Origin of the sequence: Micromonospora sp. KLBMP9576, assembly GCF_050941805.1 — a bacterium.
Lineage (GTDB): Bacteria > Actinomycetota > Actinomycetes > Mycobacteriales > Micromonosporaceae > Micromonospora.
This window is the reverse complement of record NZ_CP194567.1, coordinates 4,139,327-4,158,208: the sequence shown is the minus strand read 5'-3', so window position 1 is coordinate 4,158,208 and position 18,882 is coordinate 4,139,327. Positions and strand designations below refer to the sequence as shown.

The window sequence follows — 18,882 nt, the reverse complement described above, 5'->3', positions numbered from 1 at the left end:
ATGTCCCGCTACTTCGAGTACCGGCATGTCGTCGGGTTCGAGGAGACAAACCTCGTCGGCAACGTCTACTACGTCAACTACCTGCGCTGGCAGGGGCGATGCCGGGAGTTGTTCCTCAAGGAGCGCGCGCCGGACGTGCTGGCCGATCTGCGGGCCGACCTGAAGTTGTTCACCCTGCGTGTCGACTGCGAGTTCTTTGCCGAGCTGTCGCTCTTCGACGAGCTGGCGATCAGGATGCGTCTGGTCGACCTCGCACAGACCCAGGTGGAGTTCGGGTTCGACTACGTGCGGCTGGACGGCCCAGACGCCGAGGCACTGGTGGCCCGGGGCATGCAGCGGGTCGCGTGCATGCGGGGCCCGAACACCAGGACGGTGCCGGCGCGGGTACCGGATCCTCTCCTGCGGGCGCTGCTGCCGTACTCGGCGCGGGCGGCGTCGTGACGACGCCGCCGAGCGGTGGGTGGCCGGACCCGCTGCCACGAGCCGATGCGGAGGCCCGCCGCGCACTCCGGCGTCTCTTCGGAATTTTCGCCACCGGTGTGACGGTGGTGACCGTCGGCGGCACCCGACCGCACGGCATGACGGCCAACTCCTTCGCCTCGGTCTCCCTGGATCCGCCACTGGTACTGGTCTGCGTCGATCGCGGCGCGGTCATGCACAGTTGTCTGGACACGGCGACGGCCTTCGGGATCTCGGTGCTGACAGCCGGTCAGGCGCGGCTGGCGCGCTATTTCGCCGATCCGCACCGGCCGGTCGGAGCGGACGAGTTCGCGCAGGTGGCAATGGTGGCCGGGGAGCGGACCGGCGTGCCACTGATCGCGGATGCCCTGGCGTGGTTCGAGTGTGAGCTGTGGCGCCGCTACGACGGGGGCGACCACACGATAGTGGTGGGTCGGCTGCTCGCCGCCGAGCAGCCGAGGGACGCCGAAGCCCTCTTGTTCCACGAGGGGCAGCTCCGCACGACCAGCTCCGACCGGAAGGCGACATCATGAACGTCCGGAGTGACCGACCTCTGGCTCCGCCTCCGCCCGGTCCTCCGCGTCGGGCGGCTCTGCGCATGCTGGCCGTGATGGCGCGGGATCGGCTCGGCATGATCGGCGACGCCGTCGACCGGTACGGCGACGCGGTGCGACTACCCGTCGGCCACAAGAGCCTGCACGTCTTCAACCGCCCCGAGTACGCGAAGCACGTCCTGGCCGACAACAGCGGCAACTACCGAAAGGGGATCGGCCTGGTCCACGCGCGGCGTGCACTTGGCGATGGGCTGCTCACCAGCGACGGCGAGTTGTGGCGTACGCAGCGTCGCGTGATCCAACCGGCCTTCCATCCGCGGCGGGTGGCGCAGCACGCCGATGTCGTCGCCTTGGAGGCCGAGTCGCTGATTCACCGGCTCCAGCGGCGGCGCAGTGAGGGTCCCGTCGACATCGTCACCGAGTTCACCGGGCTGACCCTGGGCATTCTCGGCCGGACCCTGCTCGACGCCGATCTGACCGCTTTCGGCTCGATCGGGGAGGCGTTCGCCGCGGTGCAGGACCAGGCCATGTTCGAGCTCGCCACCCTCAACGCGGTGCCGACCTGGCTGCCCCTGAGCCGCCAGCTGCGGTTCCGTCGGGCCCGGCGTCAGCTGCAGGTGGTGGTCGACGAACTGGTCGCGCAGCGGGAGAGCCGGCCGATCGGTGACCACGAGGACGTGCTGTCCCGGCTCATCCTGTCGACCCGCGCGGAACCGGATCCTCGGGTGGCACGCCGCCGGCTCCGCGACGAGCTGGTGACACTGCTACTTGCCGGACACGAGACCACCGCCAGCACGCTCGGTTGGACCCTGTATCTCATCGACAACGAGCCGGAGGTCCGCCGGCGGCTGCGGGAGGAGGCGGATCGTGTCCTCGGCGGCCGCCGGCCGACCTACGCGGACCTCCCCCACCTCCGGTACACCACGATGGTGGTTGAGGAGGCGATGCGCCTGTACCCGCCCGTGTGGCTGCTGCCACGGCTGGCGGTGGACGCCGACGTGGTGGGCAGCTACGGGGTGCCCGCCGGGTCGGACGTGGTGATCCTGCCGTACACCCTGCACCGGCACCCCGAGTTCTGGGCGGCGCCGGGACGGTTCGACCCCGAGCGCTTCGATCCCGTCCGGGCGCGGGAGCGTCCCCGGTACGCCTACATACCTTTCGGGGCCGGCCCACGGGTCTGCGTCGGCAGCAGCCTCGGTCTGATGGAGGCGGTGTTCGTCCTCGCGATGATCGCCCGGGAGCTGCGGTTGTCAACGCTGCCGGGTCACCAGATCGTCCCCGAGCCGATGCTCTCGCTGAGGATCCGTGGCGGGCTACCGATGCTGATCAGTGGCTCGGACGGAGGGTCGTGACGACGCTCGTGCGAGGACATGCCCTGGATCCGTAGCACCGCCTGGGGCGGGAGGTCTATGAGGGAGTGTAGTGCGGGCGGATCGACGTCACGCGGTGGACGGATCATGATGTTCACCGCGCCCAGGCTGGTGCTTTCGCCGACCCGGACCGGCCCGTACCGAGCCACCGCGATGATGTCGTCGGCCTGGTCCACGTTGCGCGGTCGTGTCCCGCCAACCCGTAGCGAGTGCGCGATGACGTGCCAGGTGCCGGAGTGGACGCCGGAGAGCCGGTAGGGGCCGGGTCGGTCCACGACCGCCCAACTCGCCGGCGGCCCCTCGGCGATGGCGTCGGGAAACAGCCCGATAAAGATGGGTGCGGCAAAGTGCGGACAGAAGGCGCCGACCTCGCCGGTGATGACGGCACCAGCACCGGTTCTGGGGATGCGGTCACTCGGCAGCGATTCCGGGTAGTGCCGCCGATACGCGGCGGGGGATACTCCGACACTGCGGTGGAATCGGGAGCTGAAGGTGCCGAGACTGGTGTATCCCACGGACGTGCTGATGACGGCGACGGTCAGTGACGTGGTGACGAGCAGGCGTTTGGCCTCCTGAATGCGCAGGGCCGCCAGGAACCGCCCGGGTGAAATTCCGGTCACTTTGCGGAAAAGTCGGGAGAAGTGATATCTACTGAACATCGCCGCACTGGCCAGATCGTCAATCGTCAGTGGCTCGCTAAGCCTCTCCCGCATCGTCCAGAGAGCACGCCTGACGGCAACTTCGCCTATTAACATTGCGCCCTCTCCGTCGTCGGACGCGGCGTTGTCCGACTGCGCCGACAACGCCGCCCGACGGTGTTATGTGCTCAATATTGATTGATGGCAACCCTTATCGATCTAGATCTTGCAGTGGCTAGATGCTAGCGCCCGCAAATCGACGCGGCAACTCCCTGTCCGGAAATTCTCTCCGAGCGTGGAGGTGGGGTCACCAGATGTGACCGAACTTGCTCATTCACCGGCCACTGGGCCGGTCGAGCGGGTCCGCACGGTCCCACGCCTCGACGAACTCGGCGCCCAGGGCGTCGTCGTCCTCGCAGATCGCGAGGGCGCCCGCGTTGGTCGGCAGGAGACCACCGGGCCGGTCTGGTCGAGCCGGCCGGCAACCAGGGACTCGGAGCCGCCGCGCGGGACGATGGGCCGGCCGTCTGCTCCGGGCCGCAGAGCGTGGTGGACGGGCGCGTCAATTAACCGGCGCTAATGGCAAGGTGCGAGAAGACCGACGTTCCTTTCTGGGTCATGCTGTTGTTTGTTCGGGACCACGCGCGTAATGCGGCCGATCGTCCCCGAAAAGGTTCCACTGCGGCGCGCTGGTTGAACTGGCCGGGTACGGCCACCGCGCGTGGTTGTGGCGGCCGTCTTCCTGGTGCGGCGCCTGGCGGATGTTCAGATCTCGCGACAGTGGCGGTGGTCCCGAACCTTGAATTCGAAGCGGCGTGCGGGTGTCGTCCCGGCTGGCGCCGCCTGTTCCGAGGGGGAGTTGTTGGCACCTCAACCGGTCGGCATCCTACGCCGACTAACACCTGCGATCATGGCGCTCGTGCTGATGGGCGGCACGTATGCCGTCGCCCGGCTGCCGGTGGCGTCGGCGTCGGAACGTACCAGGCTGGCGGCGCAGTTCGAGTTCACCGAACTGCCCATCGTCCTTCCGGCCGGACTGCCCGAGCGTACCGTCCGCACCGTCAACCCGGAGTACGAGCACATCCGTTCCTGGGTGTCGTCCGTCGGCGCCGCCGTCGCCGTCAACGACCTCGACGGCGGAGGCGTGGCCAACGACATGTGCCTGGTCGACACCCGCAGTGACAGCGTCATCGTCACACCGGCACCCGGCAGCGGGAACGTCTACCAGCCGTTTGTCCTCGGCCCGGCACCATTGCCGGTCCACCGCGCCATGGCGCCCATGGGATGTGTCCCCGGCGACTTCAACGAGGACGGCTGGACGGACCTTCTCGTCTACTACTGGGGTCGCACGCCCGTCCTGTTCATGCACCGAGGCGAGCCCGCGACGGTCCTGGGCCCGGGCAGCTTCCTGCCGACGGAACTCGTCGGACGGACCGGTGCGGGTGACGGCTACGACGGCCCGCTGTGGAACACCAATGCCGTCTCGGTGGCCGACTTCGACGGCGACGGCCATGTCGACCTGGGCATCTTCAACTACTTCCCCGACTCGCAGGTGCTCGATCCGGACGGGCTGTCGGGCGTGCAGATGAACCATTCGATGTCCCACGCCCGCAACAGCGGGGGCGCCCACATCCTGCGGTGGGTTTCCGCTCAGGCGGGCGACGCTCCCTCCGTCACCTACGAGGATCAGAAGGCCATCGACCCGGCGTTCGCGACCGGCTGGACGCTCGGGGCGGCCTCGGCGGATCTCGACGGCGACCTCCTGCCAGAGCTATACCTGGCCAACGACTTCGGCAATGACCGTCTCTTGCACAACAGGTCGGTTCCCGGCCGGATCCGGTTCGGACTGGTTGAGGGCGAACGTGGCCCCTTCACGCCGAAGTCGCTCGTTGTCGGCCACGACTCCTTCAAGGGCATGGCGATCGAGTTCGGCGACCTCGACGGCACCGGCCGGTTCGATGCCTTCGTCAGCAACATCACGACCTCGTGGGGGCTCGAGGAGAGCACCTTCGTCTGGCGCAACACGGCCACCGGTCACCGCGAGGCCAAGGCGATGCTGCGCAAGGGCCGGGCGCCCTACGAGAACGTGGCCGCCGAACGCAACCTCGCGTGGTCCGGCTGGGGCTGGGACGCGAAAATGGCGGACTTCGACAATGACGGCTCCGTCGAGGTCGTGCAGACCAACGGTTTCATCAAGGGCAGCCTGAACCGCTGGGCCTGGCTGCAGGAGCTGGCGATGGCCAACGACCTCATGCTGCGCAACCCGGCGATGTGGCCGAAGGCGGGTCCCGGGGACGACATCGCCGGATCCCAGCCGATCGCCTTCTGGGTCGCCGAGGGCAACGGCCGGTACGCCAACGTCGGTGCTGAGCTGGGCATGGGCGACGACACCCCGAGTCGCGGTGTCGCGGTCGCGGACGTGGACGGCAACGGCAAGCAGGACTTCGCGGTCGCGCGCCAGTGGGGGCCTCCGAGCTTCTACCGCAACACGACATCCGATCCCGGAGACTTCCTGGGGTTGCGCCTGTACCGGCCGCCGGCATCCGCGGAGGCCATCGGCACGCCGGCCTACGGCGCCCAGGTGCGGGTACGGACTCCGGACGGCCGGGTCCGGCTGGCCCAGGTCGACGGCGGTGGCGGCCACTCCGGCAAGCGCAGCTTCGACATCGTGGTCGGCCTCGGCGAGATCGGCAGCCAGCCCGTCTCGGTCGAGGTGACGTGGCGCGATCTGAAGGGGGTCGTCCACACCCGGACGCAGGAAATGACCCGGGGGTGGCACAACTTGATGCTCACCGACCAGGTGCAGGAGGTGCGGCGGTGAGCGCCCGATCCGTCGACGAACACGCCGCTGCGGCGCGACCGGAACGCGTGGGGGACGTGCCGCCCACGGTGGCGGCACCCAAGGACCCGCGCTACATCGCGTTGCGCAACTTCGCGCTCTCGATGACGGTCTTCAACATCCTCGGTTACACGGTGCTGGGCTTCGAACAGCCGTGGACCTGGCCGATCTTCGCGCTCCTGGTCGGCTACGCGGCGGAGATCCTGATCGAGTTGGTGGCGGCCGCGGCCCACCGTCGCCCGCCGGAATTCGCCGGCAAGGGACTGCGGGGCATCTACGTCTTCCTGTTGCCGACGCACATCACAGCCCTCGCGGCCAACATGCTGCTCTACGCCAACGACCGCTTCTGGCCCATCGCCTTCGCGGTGCTCGTGGCGATCGCCCAGAAGGCGCTGCTCCGGGCCCCGATCAACGGACGGATGCGGCACTTCATGAACCCGTCCAACCTCGGTATCTCCGCGGCGCTCCTGGTGTTCCCGTGGGTGAACGTGGCACCGCCGTACCACTTCACCGAGAACGTGCCCGACGCCATCAGCATCGTGATTCCGCTCGTGATCATCACCTCCGGCACGGTCCTGAACGCTCTGCTGACCAAGAAGGTGCCGCTCATCCTGGGATGGGTCGGTGGTTTCGTGATCCAGGCACTGATCCGGCACTGGACTCTCGACGTGGCGTTGTGGGCCGCCCTGGTGCCGATGACCGGCGTGGCCTTCGTCCTGTTCACCAACTACATGATCACGGACCCGGGAACCACGCCGTCGAAGGGTTGGCACCAGTTCGCCTTCGGCTCCGCTGTCGCCGCGGTCTACGGGATCCTCATTGCCCTCAACGTCGTCTACACGCTCTTCTTCGCGGTCACCATCGTGTGTCTCTTCCGCGGAGTGATGTGGTGGGTCATCTGGCTGCGCCGTCGCGGTGACGGTCCGGAGGGTCCCGTCGTGGTCCCGGCGCTCGTGACCGCACGGGGATGACGGTGCGCCGGCCGGCGCACCGCCGGCCGGCGCACCGCGCGGCGTCGTGGCCGAGTGTCAGCCCCTGGCGGGCTCGACGACGCGCGAGCCGCAGCCGGTGCGGGCCCGGCCGGCGGCCGGAATCGGGTGGGCCAACGCATCGGTAACATCGCCGAGAGATGAACGGCGGTGGCCTTCGGCGTTCTCGTGATGTCTAATGAGGCGTTGGTCGTCAATCACGGGAAATCATGCTCGTGTGACCGAACGTCAGGTAGCCCTCAGTGTAGGAATGTCTACCTGTACATCAGTCGTTAATACCGTGGGTAACGATTAACGGGCCCTCTACGCGCGTGGTGTCAGTTTAGGTTGACGGAGCGTGGAGGGTGGGCGGCGACTGTCGGTGAGGGTGCCCGACAGATTCTCCTCTCCTTTGTGACGCACCGTGACCAACGGCGGTGCGCACATTTCTTTGCGGGCGCGCGGCGCGCGTGATGCGTGACGCTTCACCCTTCTTCGGCCGTGCGGAATTGACCGCACTTTTCGAGATGCTGTCGTGTTACCTGTCCCGCGAGGATTACCGCAATCGCAGATGCGAGCCCTGCCGAGTCAAAGGGGAGTGGAGCGTGGCAGCTGGCGGTACATATGTTCGACATCCGGTGTGAGGCGACAAAGCGTGCCGCCGTGGAAAAGGCAGTACGGAGCCGGCGGGTGAGGCATCCCCCGCGGCGATCGCCGCGGTTGCGGAGGGGCGGGCGGAACGGTATGCCGTTCTCGCTCGGCGCCCCCGCGCAGGTGTAGTCCGCGCGAGTCATTCCGAATCCCGCCAGGGCATCGAGTCGAATCGGCGGGATGCGCCCGAATGCTCCGCGGTCCTGATGGAGGGTCGAGAATGCGTCGGTCTTGGGGGGCGTGGTGAGCAGCCATTTCGTTGATGCTGTCGAGCGATCAATCAATCTGATGCGGGAGAATCTCGGAGAACAGTTGACGGTCGACGACATGGCCCGTGCCGCCATGTTCAGCAAATTCCATTACACGCGGGTGTTCCAGCGGATAACGGGTGTCTCGCCGGGCCGGTTCCTGTCGGCGCTGCGACTGGAGCGTGCGAAGACGCTGCTGCTGTCGACGTCCCTGAACGTCGCGGACGTCAGCGTGCACGTCGGATACAACAGCGTGGGCACCTTCAGCTCTCGCTTCACCCGCAGCGTCGGCCTGTCGCCCACCGAGTATCGGCGCTGCGGCGGCGTCGCGCCCTGTATCGCCGTCGCCGGATCCGACCGGACGCCGATGCGCGCCGGCGGCGTCGTGTCCGGGATCGTGTCAGCGGTGTCTCCGGTGCCGCCGGACACAATCTTCCTGGGGCTCTTCAAGAGCCGAATACCTGAGGGACGTCCGGCGAGCCTTACCACCCTGTCGGGCCCTGGCCGGTTCCTGCTCGACAAGGTCCCGGAGGGCACGTGGTACCTGCTCTGTCGTGGCGTGGGGACGAGCCGGGCCGCTGACGACGTCCCCGAGGGGGAGACGGTGTCCCAATTCGGCAGTCACGGTCCTTTCCGGATCAATGCCGAACAGACCGTGGACGTCATGGTGCGACTCGGACCTGCCCGCCTCTGCGACCCACCGATGCTGCTGGCGCTGCCCGACGTCCGCACCGCCGCACCAACCCGCCGCCTCACCTGGAACGACGTCGCTTTCGGCCGAGCGGCTTGAGGGGTGTGCGGCCCGGTTCTGCACCGGCCGCCGGCCGCACTCAGGGGGTTTCGACCAGCCGATGCGGGCGTCGACAGTGACGTCCATCGGATGAACGACCGTCTCCGGCCGGCGGATGCCCGCGCGCCGGTAGGCGCCAGGTCCGGCCGCACGGAGCGGACATCGATGAGGAGGCGCGATTTGACCACCGACCGACCCGAGCACGCGGAGCTGCTCCGCCGAGCATCCGAGCTCGTCCCGACACTGCAGAAGTTCTCCACCTGGAACGAGGAAAACCGGCGGATCCACGACGAGGTGATCGCCGCCATCGCGGCGGCGGGCATCTTCCGCCTGCGTACCCCCTTGCGGTATGGAGGCTATGAAGCTGGCACCCGCACCCTGGTCGACGTCGCCGCCACGCTCGCCCGCGGCGACGGCTCCACGGCCTGGGCGGCGTCGGTCTACTGGATTCCAACGTGGATGGCCTCCCACTTCCCGGACCACGTCCAGGACGAGGTCTTCACCAGCCCCGACAGTCTGATCTGCGGGACGCTGAGCCCCAGCGCGATGGCCGCTCCCGCCGACGGCGGGGTCGTCGTCAACGGCAAGTGGGGCTTCATCACCGGCGCCCTGCACAGCCGTTGGCAGGTCATCATCGCCGTCCTGGTCGCGCCCGACGCCGAGCCGATGCCGATCATCGCGGTGGTGCCCACCGCGGAGCTGCACATCGTCGACGACTGGCACACCGCCGGCCTGAAGGGCAGCGGCAGCGTCAGTACGCTCGCCCAGGACCTCTTCGTGCCGCAGGATCATGTCCTGCCGCTGGGCGCGGTTCTGCAAGGGCAGGGCGCATCGCACGCGAACGCCGCCAGCGGGATCTACGGCGCGCCGTTGCTTCCGGTGGCCGCCGCGTCGTCGATAGGCGTCGCGCTCGGGCTGGCGCGCGCGGCCCTCGACGCCTTCACCGCCCAACTCGCTGATCGCAAGATCACCTACACCGACTACGCGAGTCAGCGCGAGGCGCCGATCACCCACCTCCAACTCGCCGACGCGGCGACCCGGATCGACGAGGCGGAGTTCCACGCCCACCGGCTCGCGGACACCGTCGACCGCAAGGCGTCCCGCCAGGAGCAGTGGACGATGCGCGAGCGGGTGCTGGCCCGGGCCGACATGGGCGCCGCGGTCGAGCGCGCCAAGGAGGCAGTCGACATCCTGGCCAACGCCAGCGGCGGATCCTCCATCTACCTCGACCGCCCCGTCCAGCGCATCCAGCGCGACATCCAGGCGCTGAGCCTGCACGCGCTCATGCACCCGGACACCAACCGGGAGCTCCACGGCCGCCTGCTCAGCGGGCTCGGGCCGAACACGCTCTACGTCTGAACCCTGTCCCGTCAACCAGGAGGAGTCCCACGTGTCCGCAACCCATCAGACCTTCCGTGCCAGCCCGGCAGATCACGCCGGCGTCGCCGCCCTGCCCAACCGGATCGTGGCGGCCTGGGCGGAGCAGGATGCCGATGCCTTCGGGGCGGTCTTCGTCGAAGACGGCACCATGATCCTGCCGGGCCTGTTCCTCAAGGGCCGCGACAACATCGTCGGCTTCATGCGGGAGGCCTTCGCGGGTCCTTACCGAGGAACCCGGGTAACCGGCCAGCCGATCGACGTTCGCATCCTCAACAGCGAGGTCGCCGTCGTGCTCACCGACGGCGGCGTACTGGCGCCGGGCGAGACGACCGTGGCCGATGAGCGAGCCGTCCGTGCCAGCTGGCTCATGGTCAAGCGTGACGGCGGCTGGTCGCTCGCCGCCTACCAGAACAGCCCCAGCCTCTCCGCCTGACGGCGTTCTTCCCGGGCCGGCCACCGCACGGGTTCCGCTCCTCCCGAGCGGCTCGTGCGGTGGCCGTTCGTCGTCCTCCGGACCCGACCCGTCGACGGAAGCACCCGGGAACGCCGCCGTGCCGCGCCGGCCACGTCACCGGCAGAGCGGTGAGGGGGTGGCTGCCCACCCCCTCATGCACCTGCCGGCACCAGTCATCTACTGCCGTCAGGGCCTGAAGCCATTGCAGGTCATCTATTCCATTGGTTCACCTTCCGTCGTGCGAGGAGGTGCGCGTCCCAGGCCAGCCGAGCTCTGCCGTTGCGGCACGAGGAGAGGTGCCGTCACCAGGGCGCGGTGGGAGCGTGGCGACAGGGCACACGGAGCGGGCGTGGACGGGACCGCACCGGCCACCCACCACGATCCCTGGAGGACGCGAATGGACGTCACCAGCCCGGCGTACGACGTCGAGCGAATGCGGTCGGACTTTCCGATCCTGCGCCGCAACGTCCACGGGCGCGGCCTCGTCTACCTCGATTCGGCCAGCAGTTCCCAGGCGCCACGCCAGGTGCTCGATGCGATGTACCAGCATCACCGTGGCCACCACGCCAACATCGGCCGGGCCGCGCACGCCCTGGCGGCGGAGGCCGGCGCCGCCTACGAAAACGCCCGGTCGAGGGTCGCCGCATTCGTCGGCGCCCGCCCCGGGCAGGTCGTCTTCACCGGGAACGCGACGGAGGCGATCAACCTCGTCGCGCACGCCTTCGTCGCCCGCGAGTCCCGCCAGCCCGCGGATCCCAGATTCCGCCTCGGACCAGGCGACGAGGTGGTGGTCACCGAGATGGAGCACCACTCGAACCTCGTACCGTGGCAGCTGCTGTGCCAGCGCACCGGCGCCACCCTGCGCTGGATTTCCCTGACCGACGACGGTCACCTGGACCTGTCCCGACTCGACCGGGTGATCAATCGACGGACCCGCCTGGTGTCCTGGGTACACGTGTCGAACCTCCTCGGCACCGTCAACCCGACGCGCGAGATCGTTGACCGGGCCCGAGCGGTCGGAGCCCTGACACTGCTGGACGGGTCCCAGTCGGTGCCGCACCGACCGGTCGACGTCCGGGCGCTCGACGTGGACTTTCTGGTCTTCACGGGGCACAAGATGTGCGGCCCGACGGGGATCGGGGTCCTGTGCGGGCGTGTGGACCTGCTCGACGCGATGCCACCGTTGCTGACCGGGGGCGGCATGGTCGCCACCGTCGACCTGACCGAGGCGACCTTCCTGCCGGCGCCGGCGCGATTCGAGGCCGGTACGCCCGCCATCACCCAGGCGGTGGGGCTCGCCGCGGCCGTCGACTACCTCAACGCCCTCGGCATGACCGCCGTACGCGACCACGAGCGGCAGCTGACCCGGTACACCCTCGACGCTCTCGGAACCATGGCGGGTCTGCGGATCCTGGGGCCCCCGGCCACTGCCGAACGGGGCGGGGTCGTCTCCTTCGTCGTCGATGGTTGGGAACCCGCCGCGGTGGCGCGGCACCTCGACCGGCACGGTGTGCAGGTGCGAGCCGGCCGCCACTGCGCCGCCCCGGTCTGCCGCCGGTACGGGGTGCCCGGCACCGTCCGCGCATCGTTGCATCTCTACAACACCCGCGCCGACATCGATCGGTTGGTGGCCGCCCTGCCGGACGTGACGACGGCTCGCCACCGCCCGCTCCCGCCCCCGGGCGTGCCGCACGGCGAGAGGTGCCCGTAGCCGTACTGCCTCCCGATGATTGATGCGAAGGCAGGTCCGGACGCGGTGCACGCTCCGGAGGCGGGAGGTCAGACGCGGTGAGGGAGATGTGCCGGATACCCGGCGGGCAGTTCCGACAGGGCAGCCCGGACTGGGTGCTCGACTGGCTCGAGGCCGCCGACCAGCCCCTGCCCCGGCAGTGGTTCGCCGACGAGACACCGCAGGTGACCACCGTGGTCCGGCCGTACCTGATCGACCGCTTCCCGGTCACCGTCGGCGAGTACGCGCGGTTCGTCCAGGACACCGACTATCGGACCGAGGCGGAGCGGCGAGGCTTCGGGCTGATCTACACCGAGCGCGGCTGGGTCGAGCGCGCCGGAGTTACCTGGCGTACGCCAGGCGGGCCGGGCACCGGTGGCCAGGACCTGAACGAGCACCCGGTCGTACACGTCGCCTGGGCCGACGCCACCGCGTTCGCGACATGGTCCGGACGGCGACTGCCCACCGAGGCCGAGTGGGAGTTCGCCGCTCGCGGGCCGGACTTCCGGATCTGGCCCTGGGGCGACGCATGGGACGCGGACGCCGCCAACACCGCCGAGCTGCGCGCCGGGCCACTGAGCTCGTTGTCGGCGTGGCAGAGCTGGTGGCGGGCGGAGTGCGCACGCAACGGCCCCGTGCCCCGCACGACCGCGGTCGGATCCTTCGGCGCCCGGGGGGAGAGCCCCTTCGGCTGCGCCGACATGGCCGGCAACGTCTACGAGTGGACCGCGACCCTGTCCCGGCTCTACGCCGGCAACAGCGGGTGCGACCCGACGGTGCGGATGGCGATGGGACGGTACCGCGTCATCCGCGGTGGCTCGTGGATGAACTTCCGATACCAGGTCCGGTGCAGCGAGCGGATGCACGGCGACCCGACCGGGTGGTCCAGCTTCGCGCACGGATTTCGCTGCGCCGCCGACGTCTAGGAGCGAGAAGACATGGTCACAATCGTGGTACCCGCCGTCTGGACCTCCCGGGGCCGCACCAGATTCGAGGGGACGGCCGGCCCGCTGGACGCCCTCATCCGCGACTTCGCCGCACGCCATCCCGAGCTCGCGCAGCGGCTGCTCGACGCCGACGGGGTGCCGTTGGGATACCTCACCCTCTGCGTCGACGACGACATGATCCCGCGCAACCAGCGCGCCGCCACCACGGTGCCGCCCGGTGCCGTCGTGACCATCATCGCCCCGATGGCGGGCGGCTGATGACGTCGGCGGAGCGCTCCGGCCCGGCGCTGCGGCGGGTGGTGATGGAGTCGTACGGCGATCCGGACGTCCTTGCGGTGCGGGAGGCCGACCTGCCACAGGTGTCCGCGGAGCTGGTCCTCGTCCGGGTGGCCGCCGCCGGCGTGAACGTCGTCGACCTGTACCAGCGCAGCGGCGTCTACCGGGTCGACCTGCCCTTCACCCCGGGTATCGAGGGCAGCGGGACGGTGCTCCAGACGGGCACCGGTGTCGCCGGGATCGCCGTCGGGGACCGGGTCGCGTGGCTGGGGCAGCCAGGCGCGTACGCGACCCACGTTCTCCTGCCGGCGTTCCGCCTGGTCCCCGTACCGGACGGGCTGAGCCTCACCGACGCGGCGGCAGCGCTCATCCACGGTATGACCGCGCACCTGCTGACCACCGACGTGTACGCGCCCACCGAGGGCACGGTGTGCCTGGTGCACTCGGCGGCGGGCGGTGTCGGCGGCATGCTCTCCCAGTACGCGAGGCGGCGCGGCGCCACCGTGATCGGCACGGTGTCCCGCGACGACAAGGCGGCCGCGGCCAGGGCGGCCGGTGCGCATCACGTGGTCAACTACGAACGCTCCTCGTTTCCCCGCCGGGTCCGTGAACTCACCGGGGGGCGGGGCGTGGACGTCGTGTACGACGCCGTCGGGCGGGACACCTTCCTCGACGGCCTGACCTGCCTCCGACCGGGCGGCACCTGCGTGCTCTACGGGCAGACCAGCGGGGCGGCCGACCCGATCGACCCACAGCTGCTCAATTCGTCCGGGTCGCTCTTCCTCACCAAGCCGTCGCTCAGCCACTACGACCATTCGCCCGAGCTGGTGCGCCGCCGCGCCGCGACAGTGTTCGAGGACGTCGTCGCCGGACGGGTGCGGGTGCGGGTGCACGCCACCTATCCGCTGGCGGACGCGGCAGCCGCGCACCACGAGATGGCAGCACGCCGCACCCGCGGCAAGATTCTGCTCCTGCCCTGATCCGGCTGGTCACCGCCGGCCCCTGGCCGCCGCGCCGGAACATCTCGGTGTGCGGGAACCGGCCGCCGGCCGGCCCCTGCAAACCGATGGGAGAAATTCGTGAAAGCCCTGGTGTTGTCCGGCGGCTCAGGTACCCGACTGCGGCCGATCAGCTACTCACTGCCGAAACAGCTCCTACCGCTGGCGAACCAGCCACTGCTCGCGCACGTGCTGCGGGGCATCCGCGATCTCGGCATCACCGATGTGGGCGTTGTGGTCGGCGACCAGGGCGCCCAGATCCGGAAGGCGATAGGTGACGGCGCCGACCACGGCGTCGCCATCACCTATCTGACCCAGGACTCACCGAAGGGCCTCGCCCACGCCGTACAGGTCGCCCGCGACTACCTGAGGGACGACGACTTCCTGCTCCACCTCGGCGACAACCTGCTGCCGGACGGCCTGGGCGACGGCGCGGTCGAGTTCCGCCGTGGCGGAGCGGCGGCGCATCTGCTCGTGCAGAAGGTCCCGGACCCGCGGCCGTTCGGCGTGGTCGAGCTCGACGACGACGGACGGGTGCGGCGCGTCACGGAGAAGCCGCAGCGTCCGCGGAGCGACCTGGCGATGATCGGCGCGTGCTTCCTGACCCCGGCCATCCATCGCGCCGTCGACGCCATCCGGCCCGGTCGCCGAGGGGAACTGGAACTGACCGACGCGGTGCAGTGGCTCGTCGAGCATGGCGTGATGGTGCGCGCGAGCGAGTACGTCGGCTACTGGAAGGACCTGGCCGACAGCGAGGACGTCCTGGCGGCGAACCGCCGGCTGCTCGAGGCCGTCGAGGCGCACTGCGGCGGGGAGGTCGACCGGTTCAGTGCTGTCGGTTCCCGGGTCGCGATCGGTCCGGGTGCCCGGATCATCCGTAGCCACCTCGAGGGACCGGTGGTCGTGGGCGCCGGCTCGGTCATCGAGGACAGTCGGGTCGGCCCGTACACCTCGGTGGGGCGTGACTGCGTGGTGCGCGGTAGTGAACTGACCGGATCGGTAGTCATGGACGGCGCGGTGATCTCGAAGGTCACCCGGTTGGCGGATTCGATAGTTGGCCGCGGGACCGAGATCGGTCGGGGTGACCGGCGGGTGGGCCATCGGATCGTCGCCGGCGACCACTGCCGGATCGAGGTGCCGTGGTGAGCCGTCGCGTCGTGGTGAACGGCCGGTCCGTGGCGCCGTGGCCGGCCGGCGCAGCGGACGGGACAGCCTTCCTCGCGTTGGTGACCGCCGCCTGGTCCTGAGGGCCGTACGAGCGGGGGCCGCCCGGCCATCGGGCGGCCCCCGTCGTGTTTCGCGGCCGGTGACAGCGGTCAGGATGCCCGACCGCTGGCGACGTCGGGCAGCGGGCCCGCCGGGTTCCGGCGATCATCGCGCTGCCGGGGGCGGGACCAGCGCCGCATGACCGGCTGCTCGACCAGCGCGTACAGGATCGCCGCGAGCACCAGGCAGAGCAGGTACGTGGCGATCAGGACGAGAATGCCGGTGCCGAGGCCGAAGGTCGTGCGGGTGTACATGCCCACCACACCGTTCTCCCCGCTGAATGACGCGTGGACCATGAACATCACCGTGACGTGGATGACGAAGAAGGCGTACATCCGTTCGCCGAGCCAGACCATCAGCCGGCTGCTGGCCAGCGTCCGCCGACCACGCACGTCCGCCATCGCGAAGGCGGGGATGAGCAGCGCCATCGGGATGAGCGGCACGAAGGTGTACCCGTAGAAGACCGGCACGTCGAGGGTCGCCAGGTAGTACCCCGCGGTCAACAGGGTGGCGGGTAGTGCGCCCAGGCCGATCCACCGCCCGGTCAGGACGATCCGCGCCATGATGATCCCGACCACGAACTCCAGCGCCCGGGTCAGGGGGAAGTAGAAGCCGAACCAGTGCTGGGGCCAGGACACCTCAGGTGCGACGAGCGACGGCGGCTGGTCCGGCAGGAAGGCGTTGGCGACGAACGGGACCAGCGCCGACAGCGCCGTCACGCCGATGGCCCAGGCCCACAGCCGGTTCGGTCGAATCTTCTTGACCAGGACGTACAGCAGGGGGAACGCGGCGTACGCCAACACGTCGATGTTGGCCGACCACATCGGACCGTTGAGGTTGCCGAACAGGAACGGCTCCGACGGGAACCACGCGCTGATCAGCAGGAGCCCGGCCAGTGCCTCCAGCGCCTTGATCGGTACGCCGGTGGGAATCCACAACGCCAGGATGATGAGGTACACGACCACGTGGTTGGGGAAGAGCTTGAAGAAGCGGCGTCGCCAGAACAGCCACGCGCGATCCTGCGACGACGCGGTCCAGGTCACCACGAAACCGGTGAGGACGAAAAAGAAGCTCAGCCCGAACATGCCGGCGTTGGCGCCGTAGCGTACGTACTGCATGAGAACCGCGGGATCGATGAACAGGCCCAGGGCGAGCCCGTGCGTGATGAACACCGACAGGCCCGCGACGGCGCGCAGACCGGTAAGCGACGGTAGGCGGGAGCGGTCCTGCGCTCCCGGGCGACTGTCCGGTTGCGCTCCGGGTCGTGTGATCGTCATTGCGGCACCTCCGGGTGCGGTTGTCCGTCGGCGTCGCCGACAGGTGACGGGTCGGGGCTCAGACCGCGGTGGGCACCGCCCCGGACGGTCGGTGCCCACCAGCGGGCGGTCATCAGACGGGGGCGCCCTGCGGAGCCGGCCGGGAATTGCGCAGGACGCGAAGGAGCATGCCGGGACGCATCAGCGCCTCGAGCGGGTCGACCAGGCCGGCCGAGCGCATGAACTGCTCGGTCACCGCAGCGTCCCGGGTGGCGGCGACCTGCACCCGGTACATGTACGCCTGCATCAGCTTGAGCATCGGGGTGCGGTTCCCCTCGACACCGGGAAAGCTCAGGTTGACGCCCTCGGTCATGTCCCAGGCCGGATCGATGATCCGCCCGACCTCCCGCATGAGCCGCAGTGAGTCCGGGGCGGTGCCCCGGCGGAGCTGGTCGCGCAACGCCAGGGCCTGCAGGGCGGCGAGGCTCTGTGCCTGGGCGAACACCGGGTTCGGCGTGCAGACCGCATCACCGAGCACGATCAGCCGCTCCGGGAAGCGCGTCATCTTGTCGTAGCGCCGCCGCAACGTCGTCGGGAACCGGAACAGCACCGGGTCGTCGAGCGGCTCGGCCTCGATGATCGCCTCGTGGATCTCCTTGGCCGCCAGCGTCGAGACGAACGCGTTGAAGCCGTCGGGGTCGGTGGGCGGGTGGTCACCGAGCAGCCCGTACGCGGTCAGCTCGACCAGGCCGCTGTCGGTCTTGGTGAAGATGGCGCCGCGCGGCAGGGTCGGGTTCGCGACCGCGATGATCGAGTGGTCGGTGCCGAAGGGGTCGGTGCGCAGCCGGTAGTGCCGCGTCACGTACCCCAACCCGATCTTCGTGCCCTCCTCCTCGACGCGGGGGTAACCCAGGGACTCGAGCCACAGGGGGGTCCGTGAGCCGCGGCCGGTGGCGTCGACGACCAGGTCGGCCTCCACCGTCTCCTCCGTGCCGCCGTCGCGCCGCTGTACCCGCGCGCCGGTCACCCGGGAGCGGTCCGGGCTGGTCGCCAGCCCGGTGATGTCGTACCGCTCCATGAAGGTGACATTGCCGAGCGCCTGGACGCGCTCGCGGACGTGCGCCTCCATGACGGGCCGGCGGGCTCCCACATTCGTCAGGCCGGCGCGGACCTGCTTGAGCGGCTTGCCGTTGAAGTACCAGCGCACGGTGCCGGACAGGTCGGTCTGCGGGCAACCGGCGCTGATCATCTGCGCGGTGATCTCGGGGAACAGCTCTTCCATGGCGCGGGCGCCGCGAGCCAGCAGCCCGTTGATGTGCCGCGCCTGGGGCGCCCCGCGCCGCGCCTCGCGTACGCCCAGCAGCTCGTCCCGGTCCACCACGACGACCTCGCGGTAGCTCTCGGACAAGGCGCTGACGGCGAAGAGCGCGGTGATGCTGCCACCGAGCACCACCGCTCGTTCTCCGACGAATGTGCTCATGAAAGATCGTCTCCCTTGTATGGATAAACGAATTCGACGGGGATGAAAAACCGTTTCGGCGGACGTGCGGCGTCGATTCGACGTCCGGGCCGGCCCTGTGTGGGATCGTTTCAGTTGGGACAGCCGCACGGCATCTTCCTGGCTGCCCATGGCGACCGTGTGACCTGCGGTTCGCGTCGGCACGATGCGGCGCGCGCACCCGGGCGCCCGCCTCGCAAGGCGGTGGCCGCGGCATGCTATTCGTCGACGTCCGGCAGCGGCCCGGCGGGCTCCGGTGGTGTACGCAGGGGCGCGGCCCCCGCCTCGGCCAGCAGGTCATGCAGCCACGCGGTGGGCTTGTGTAACGGTCCGGTGTCCAGGCGGCACGGGCGGCGCTGCGCGTCCCGCCGACGCCGCACCAGGCCGGCCCGTTCCAACACCCGCAGGTGACGACTGACCGCCGGCATGCTCATCGCGAACGGGGCGGCCAGCTCGGTCACGCTCGCCTCACCGGAGACGAGCCGGGCGAGAATGGCCCGCCGGGTCGGATCCGCCAGCGCGGCGAGGATTCGGCTGAGATCGTCGGTTGCCACAGCTGAT

General features: G+C 69.5%; 17 protein-coding genes. 13 read left to right on the top strand and 4 right to left on the bottom strand.

Annotation, left to right across the window (positions count from 1 at the left end; genetic code table 11):
- From ACQ452_RS18175 to ACQ452_RS18165, 3 genes are read left to right on the top strand one after another with little or no spacing between them, the layout of a single operon-like run.
- Positions 1-441: an acyl-CoA thioesterase gene (locus tag ACQ452_RS18175; protein ID WP_433386172.1), complete on the top strand. Its 441-nt coding sequence runs from the start codon at positions 1-3 to the stop codon at positions 439-441.
- A gap of 32 nt (positions 442-473) precedes the next feature.
- Positions 474-992 (top strand): flavin reductase family protein, encoded by a 519-nt coding sequence (locus tag ACQ452_RS18170; protein ID WP_433394206.1) that lies wholly within the window; start codon positions 474-476, stop codon positions 990-992.
- Positions 989-2,365 carry a cytochrome P450 gene (locus tag ACQ452_RS18165; protein WP_433386170.1) on the top strand — a complete coding sequence of 459 codons (1,377 nt, stop codon included), beginning with the start codon at positions 989-991 and terminating at the stop codon, positions 2,363-2,365. The genes ACQ452_RS18170 and ACQ452_RS18165 overlap by 4 nt, the downstream gene beginning before the upstream one ends.
- Here ACQ452_RS18165 and ACQ452_RS18160 read toward each other — a convergent pair.
- A complete protein-coding gene (locus ACQ452_RS18160) occupies positions 2,278-3,096 on the bottom strand; it encodes a helix-turn-helix domain-containing protein (protein WP_433386168.1) in 819 nt (272 codons plus the stop codon). The two genes, ACQ452_RS18165 and ACQ452_RS18160, sit on opposite strands and share 88 nt — an antisense overlap.
- Positions 3,097-3,931: 835 nt before the next feature.
- On the opposite strand from ACQ452_RS18160, the gene ACQ452_RS18155 reads away from it, so the two are divergent.
- The 10 genes from ACQ452_RS18155 to ACQ452_RS18110 all read left to right on the top strand — a co-directional run bounded on the left by ACQ452_RS18155 (position 3,932) and on the right by ACQ452_RS18110 (position 15,447).
- A complete protein-coding gene (locus ACQ452_RS18155; RefSeq protein ID WP_433394204.1) occupies positions 3,932-5,842 on the top strand; it encodes a CRTAC1 family protein in 1,911 nt (636 codons plus the stop codon).
- Positions 5,843-5,964: 122 nt separating this feature from the next.
- Positions 5,965-6,831, top strand: a complete 867-nt coding sequence (locus ACQ452_RS18150) for an enediyne biosynthesis protein (protein ID WP_433394202.1) — start codon at positions 5,965-5,967, stop codon at positions 6,829-6,831.
- A gap of 891 nt (positions 6,832-7,722) precedes the next feature.
- The gene (locus ACQ452_RS18145; RefSeq protein WP_433386166.1) at positions 7,723-8,517 is read left to right on the top strand and encodes an AraC family transcriptional regulator; all 795 of its coding nucleotides are present in this window, start codon (positions 7,723-7,725) and stop codon (positions 8,515-8,517) included.
- Positions 8,518-8,697: 180 nt separating this feature from the next.
- Positions 8,698-9,876 (top strand): acyl-CoA dehydrogenase family protein, encoded by a 1,179-nt coding sequence (locus ACQ452_RS18140; protein ID WP_433386164.1) that lies wholly within the window; start codon positions 8,698-8,700, stop codon positions 9,874-9,876.
- 31 nt (positions 9,877-9,907) lie between these two features.
- Positions 9,908-10,330 carry an SgcJ/EcaC family oxidoreductase gene (locus ACQ452_RS18135; RefSeq protein ID WP_433386162.1) on the top strand — a complete coding sequence of 141 codons (423 nt, stop codon included), beginning with the start codon at positions 9,908-9,910 and terminating at the stop codon, positions 10,328-10,330.
- A 418-nt stretch (positions 10,331-10,748) separates the two neighbouring features.
- A complete protein-coding gene (locus tag ACQ452_RS18130; RefSeq protein ID WP_433386160.1) occupies positions 10,749-12,062 on the top strand; it encodes an aminotransferase class V-fold PLP-dependent enzyme in 1,314 nt (437 codons plus the stop codon).
- Between the two features lie 77 nt (positions 12,063-12,139).
- A complete protein-coding gene (locus ACQ452_RS18125; RefSeq protein ID WP_433386159.1) occupies positions 12,140-13,006 on the top strand; it encodes a formylglycine-generating enzyme family protein in 867 nt (288 codons plus the stop codon).
- Positions 13,007-13,018: 12 nt separating this feature from the next.
- The gene (locus ACQ452_RS18120; RefSeq protein WP_433386157.1) at positions 13,019-13,285 is read left to right on the top strand and encodes a MoaD/ThiS family protein; all 267 of its coding nucleotides are present in this window, start codon (positions 13,019-13,021) and stop codon (positions 13,283-13,285) included.
- Complete coding sequence (locus ACQ452_RS18115; protein WP_433386155.1) at positions 13,285-14,283, top strand: quinone oxidoreductase family protein; 999 nt, start codon at positions 13,285-13,287, stop codon at positions 14,281-14,283. The genes ACQ452_RS18120 and ACQ452_RS18115 overlap by 1 nt, the downstream gene beginning before the upstream one ends.
- Positions 14,284-14,382: 99 nt before the next feature.
- Positions 14,383-15,447, top strand: coding sequence for a glucose-1-phosphate thymidylyltransferase (locus ACQ452_RS18110; RefSeq protein WP_433386153.1), 1,065 nt, complete (start codon positions 14,383-14,385; stop codon positions 15,445-15,447).
- Between the two features lie 170 nt (positions 15,448-15,617).
- On the opposite strand, the gene ACQ452_RS18105 is transcribed toward ACQ452_RS18110, so the two are convergent.
- The 3 genes from ACQ452_RS18105 to ACQ452_RS18095 form a co-directional block, all read right to left on the bottom strand.
- Entirely contained in the window at positions 15,618-16,844 is a 1,227-nt protein-coding gene (locus ACQ452_RS18105; RefSeq protein WP_433386151.1) for an acyltransferase family protein, read from the bottom strand.
- Between the two features lie 112 nt (positions 16,845-16,956).
- A complete protein-coding gene (locus ACQ452_RS18100; protein ID WP_433386149.1) occupies positions 16,957-18,303 on the bottom strand; it encodes an NAD(P)/FAD-dependent oxidoreductase in 1,347 nt (448 codons plus the stop codon).
- Between the two features lie 236 nt (positions 18,304-18,539).
- Positions 18,540-18,875 (bottom strand): ArsR/SmtB family transcription factor, encoded by a 336-nt coding sequence (locus ACQ452_RS18095; protein WP_433386147.1) that lies wholly within the window; start codon positions 18,873-18,875, stop codon positions 18,540-18,542.
- Positions 18,876-18,882 lie beyond the last annotated feature (7 nt).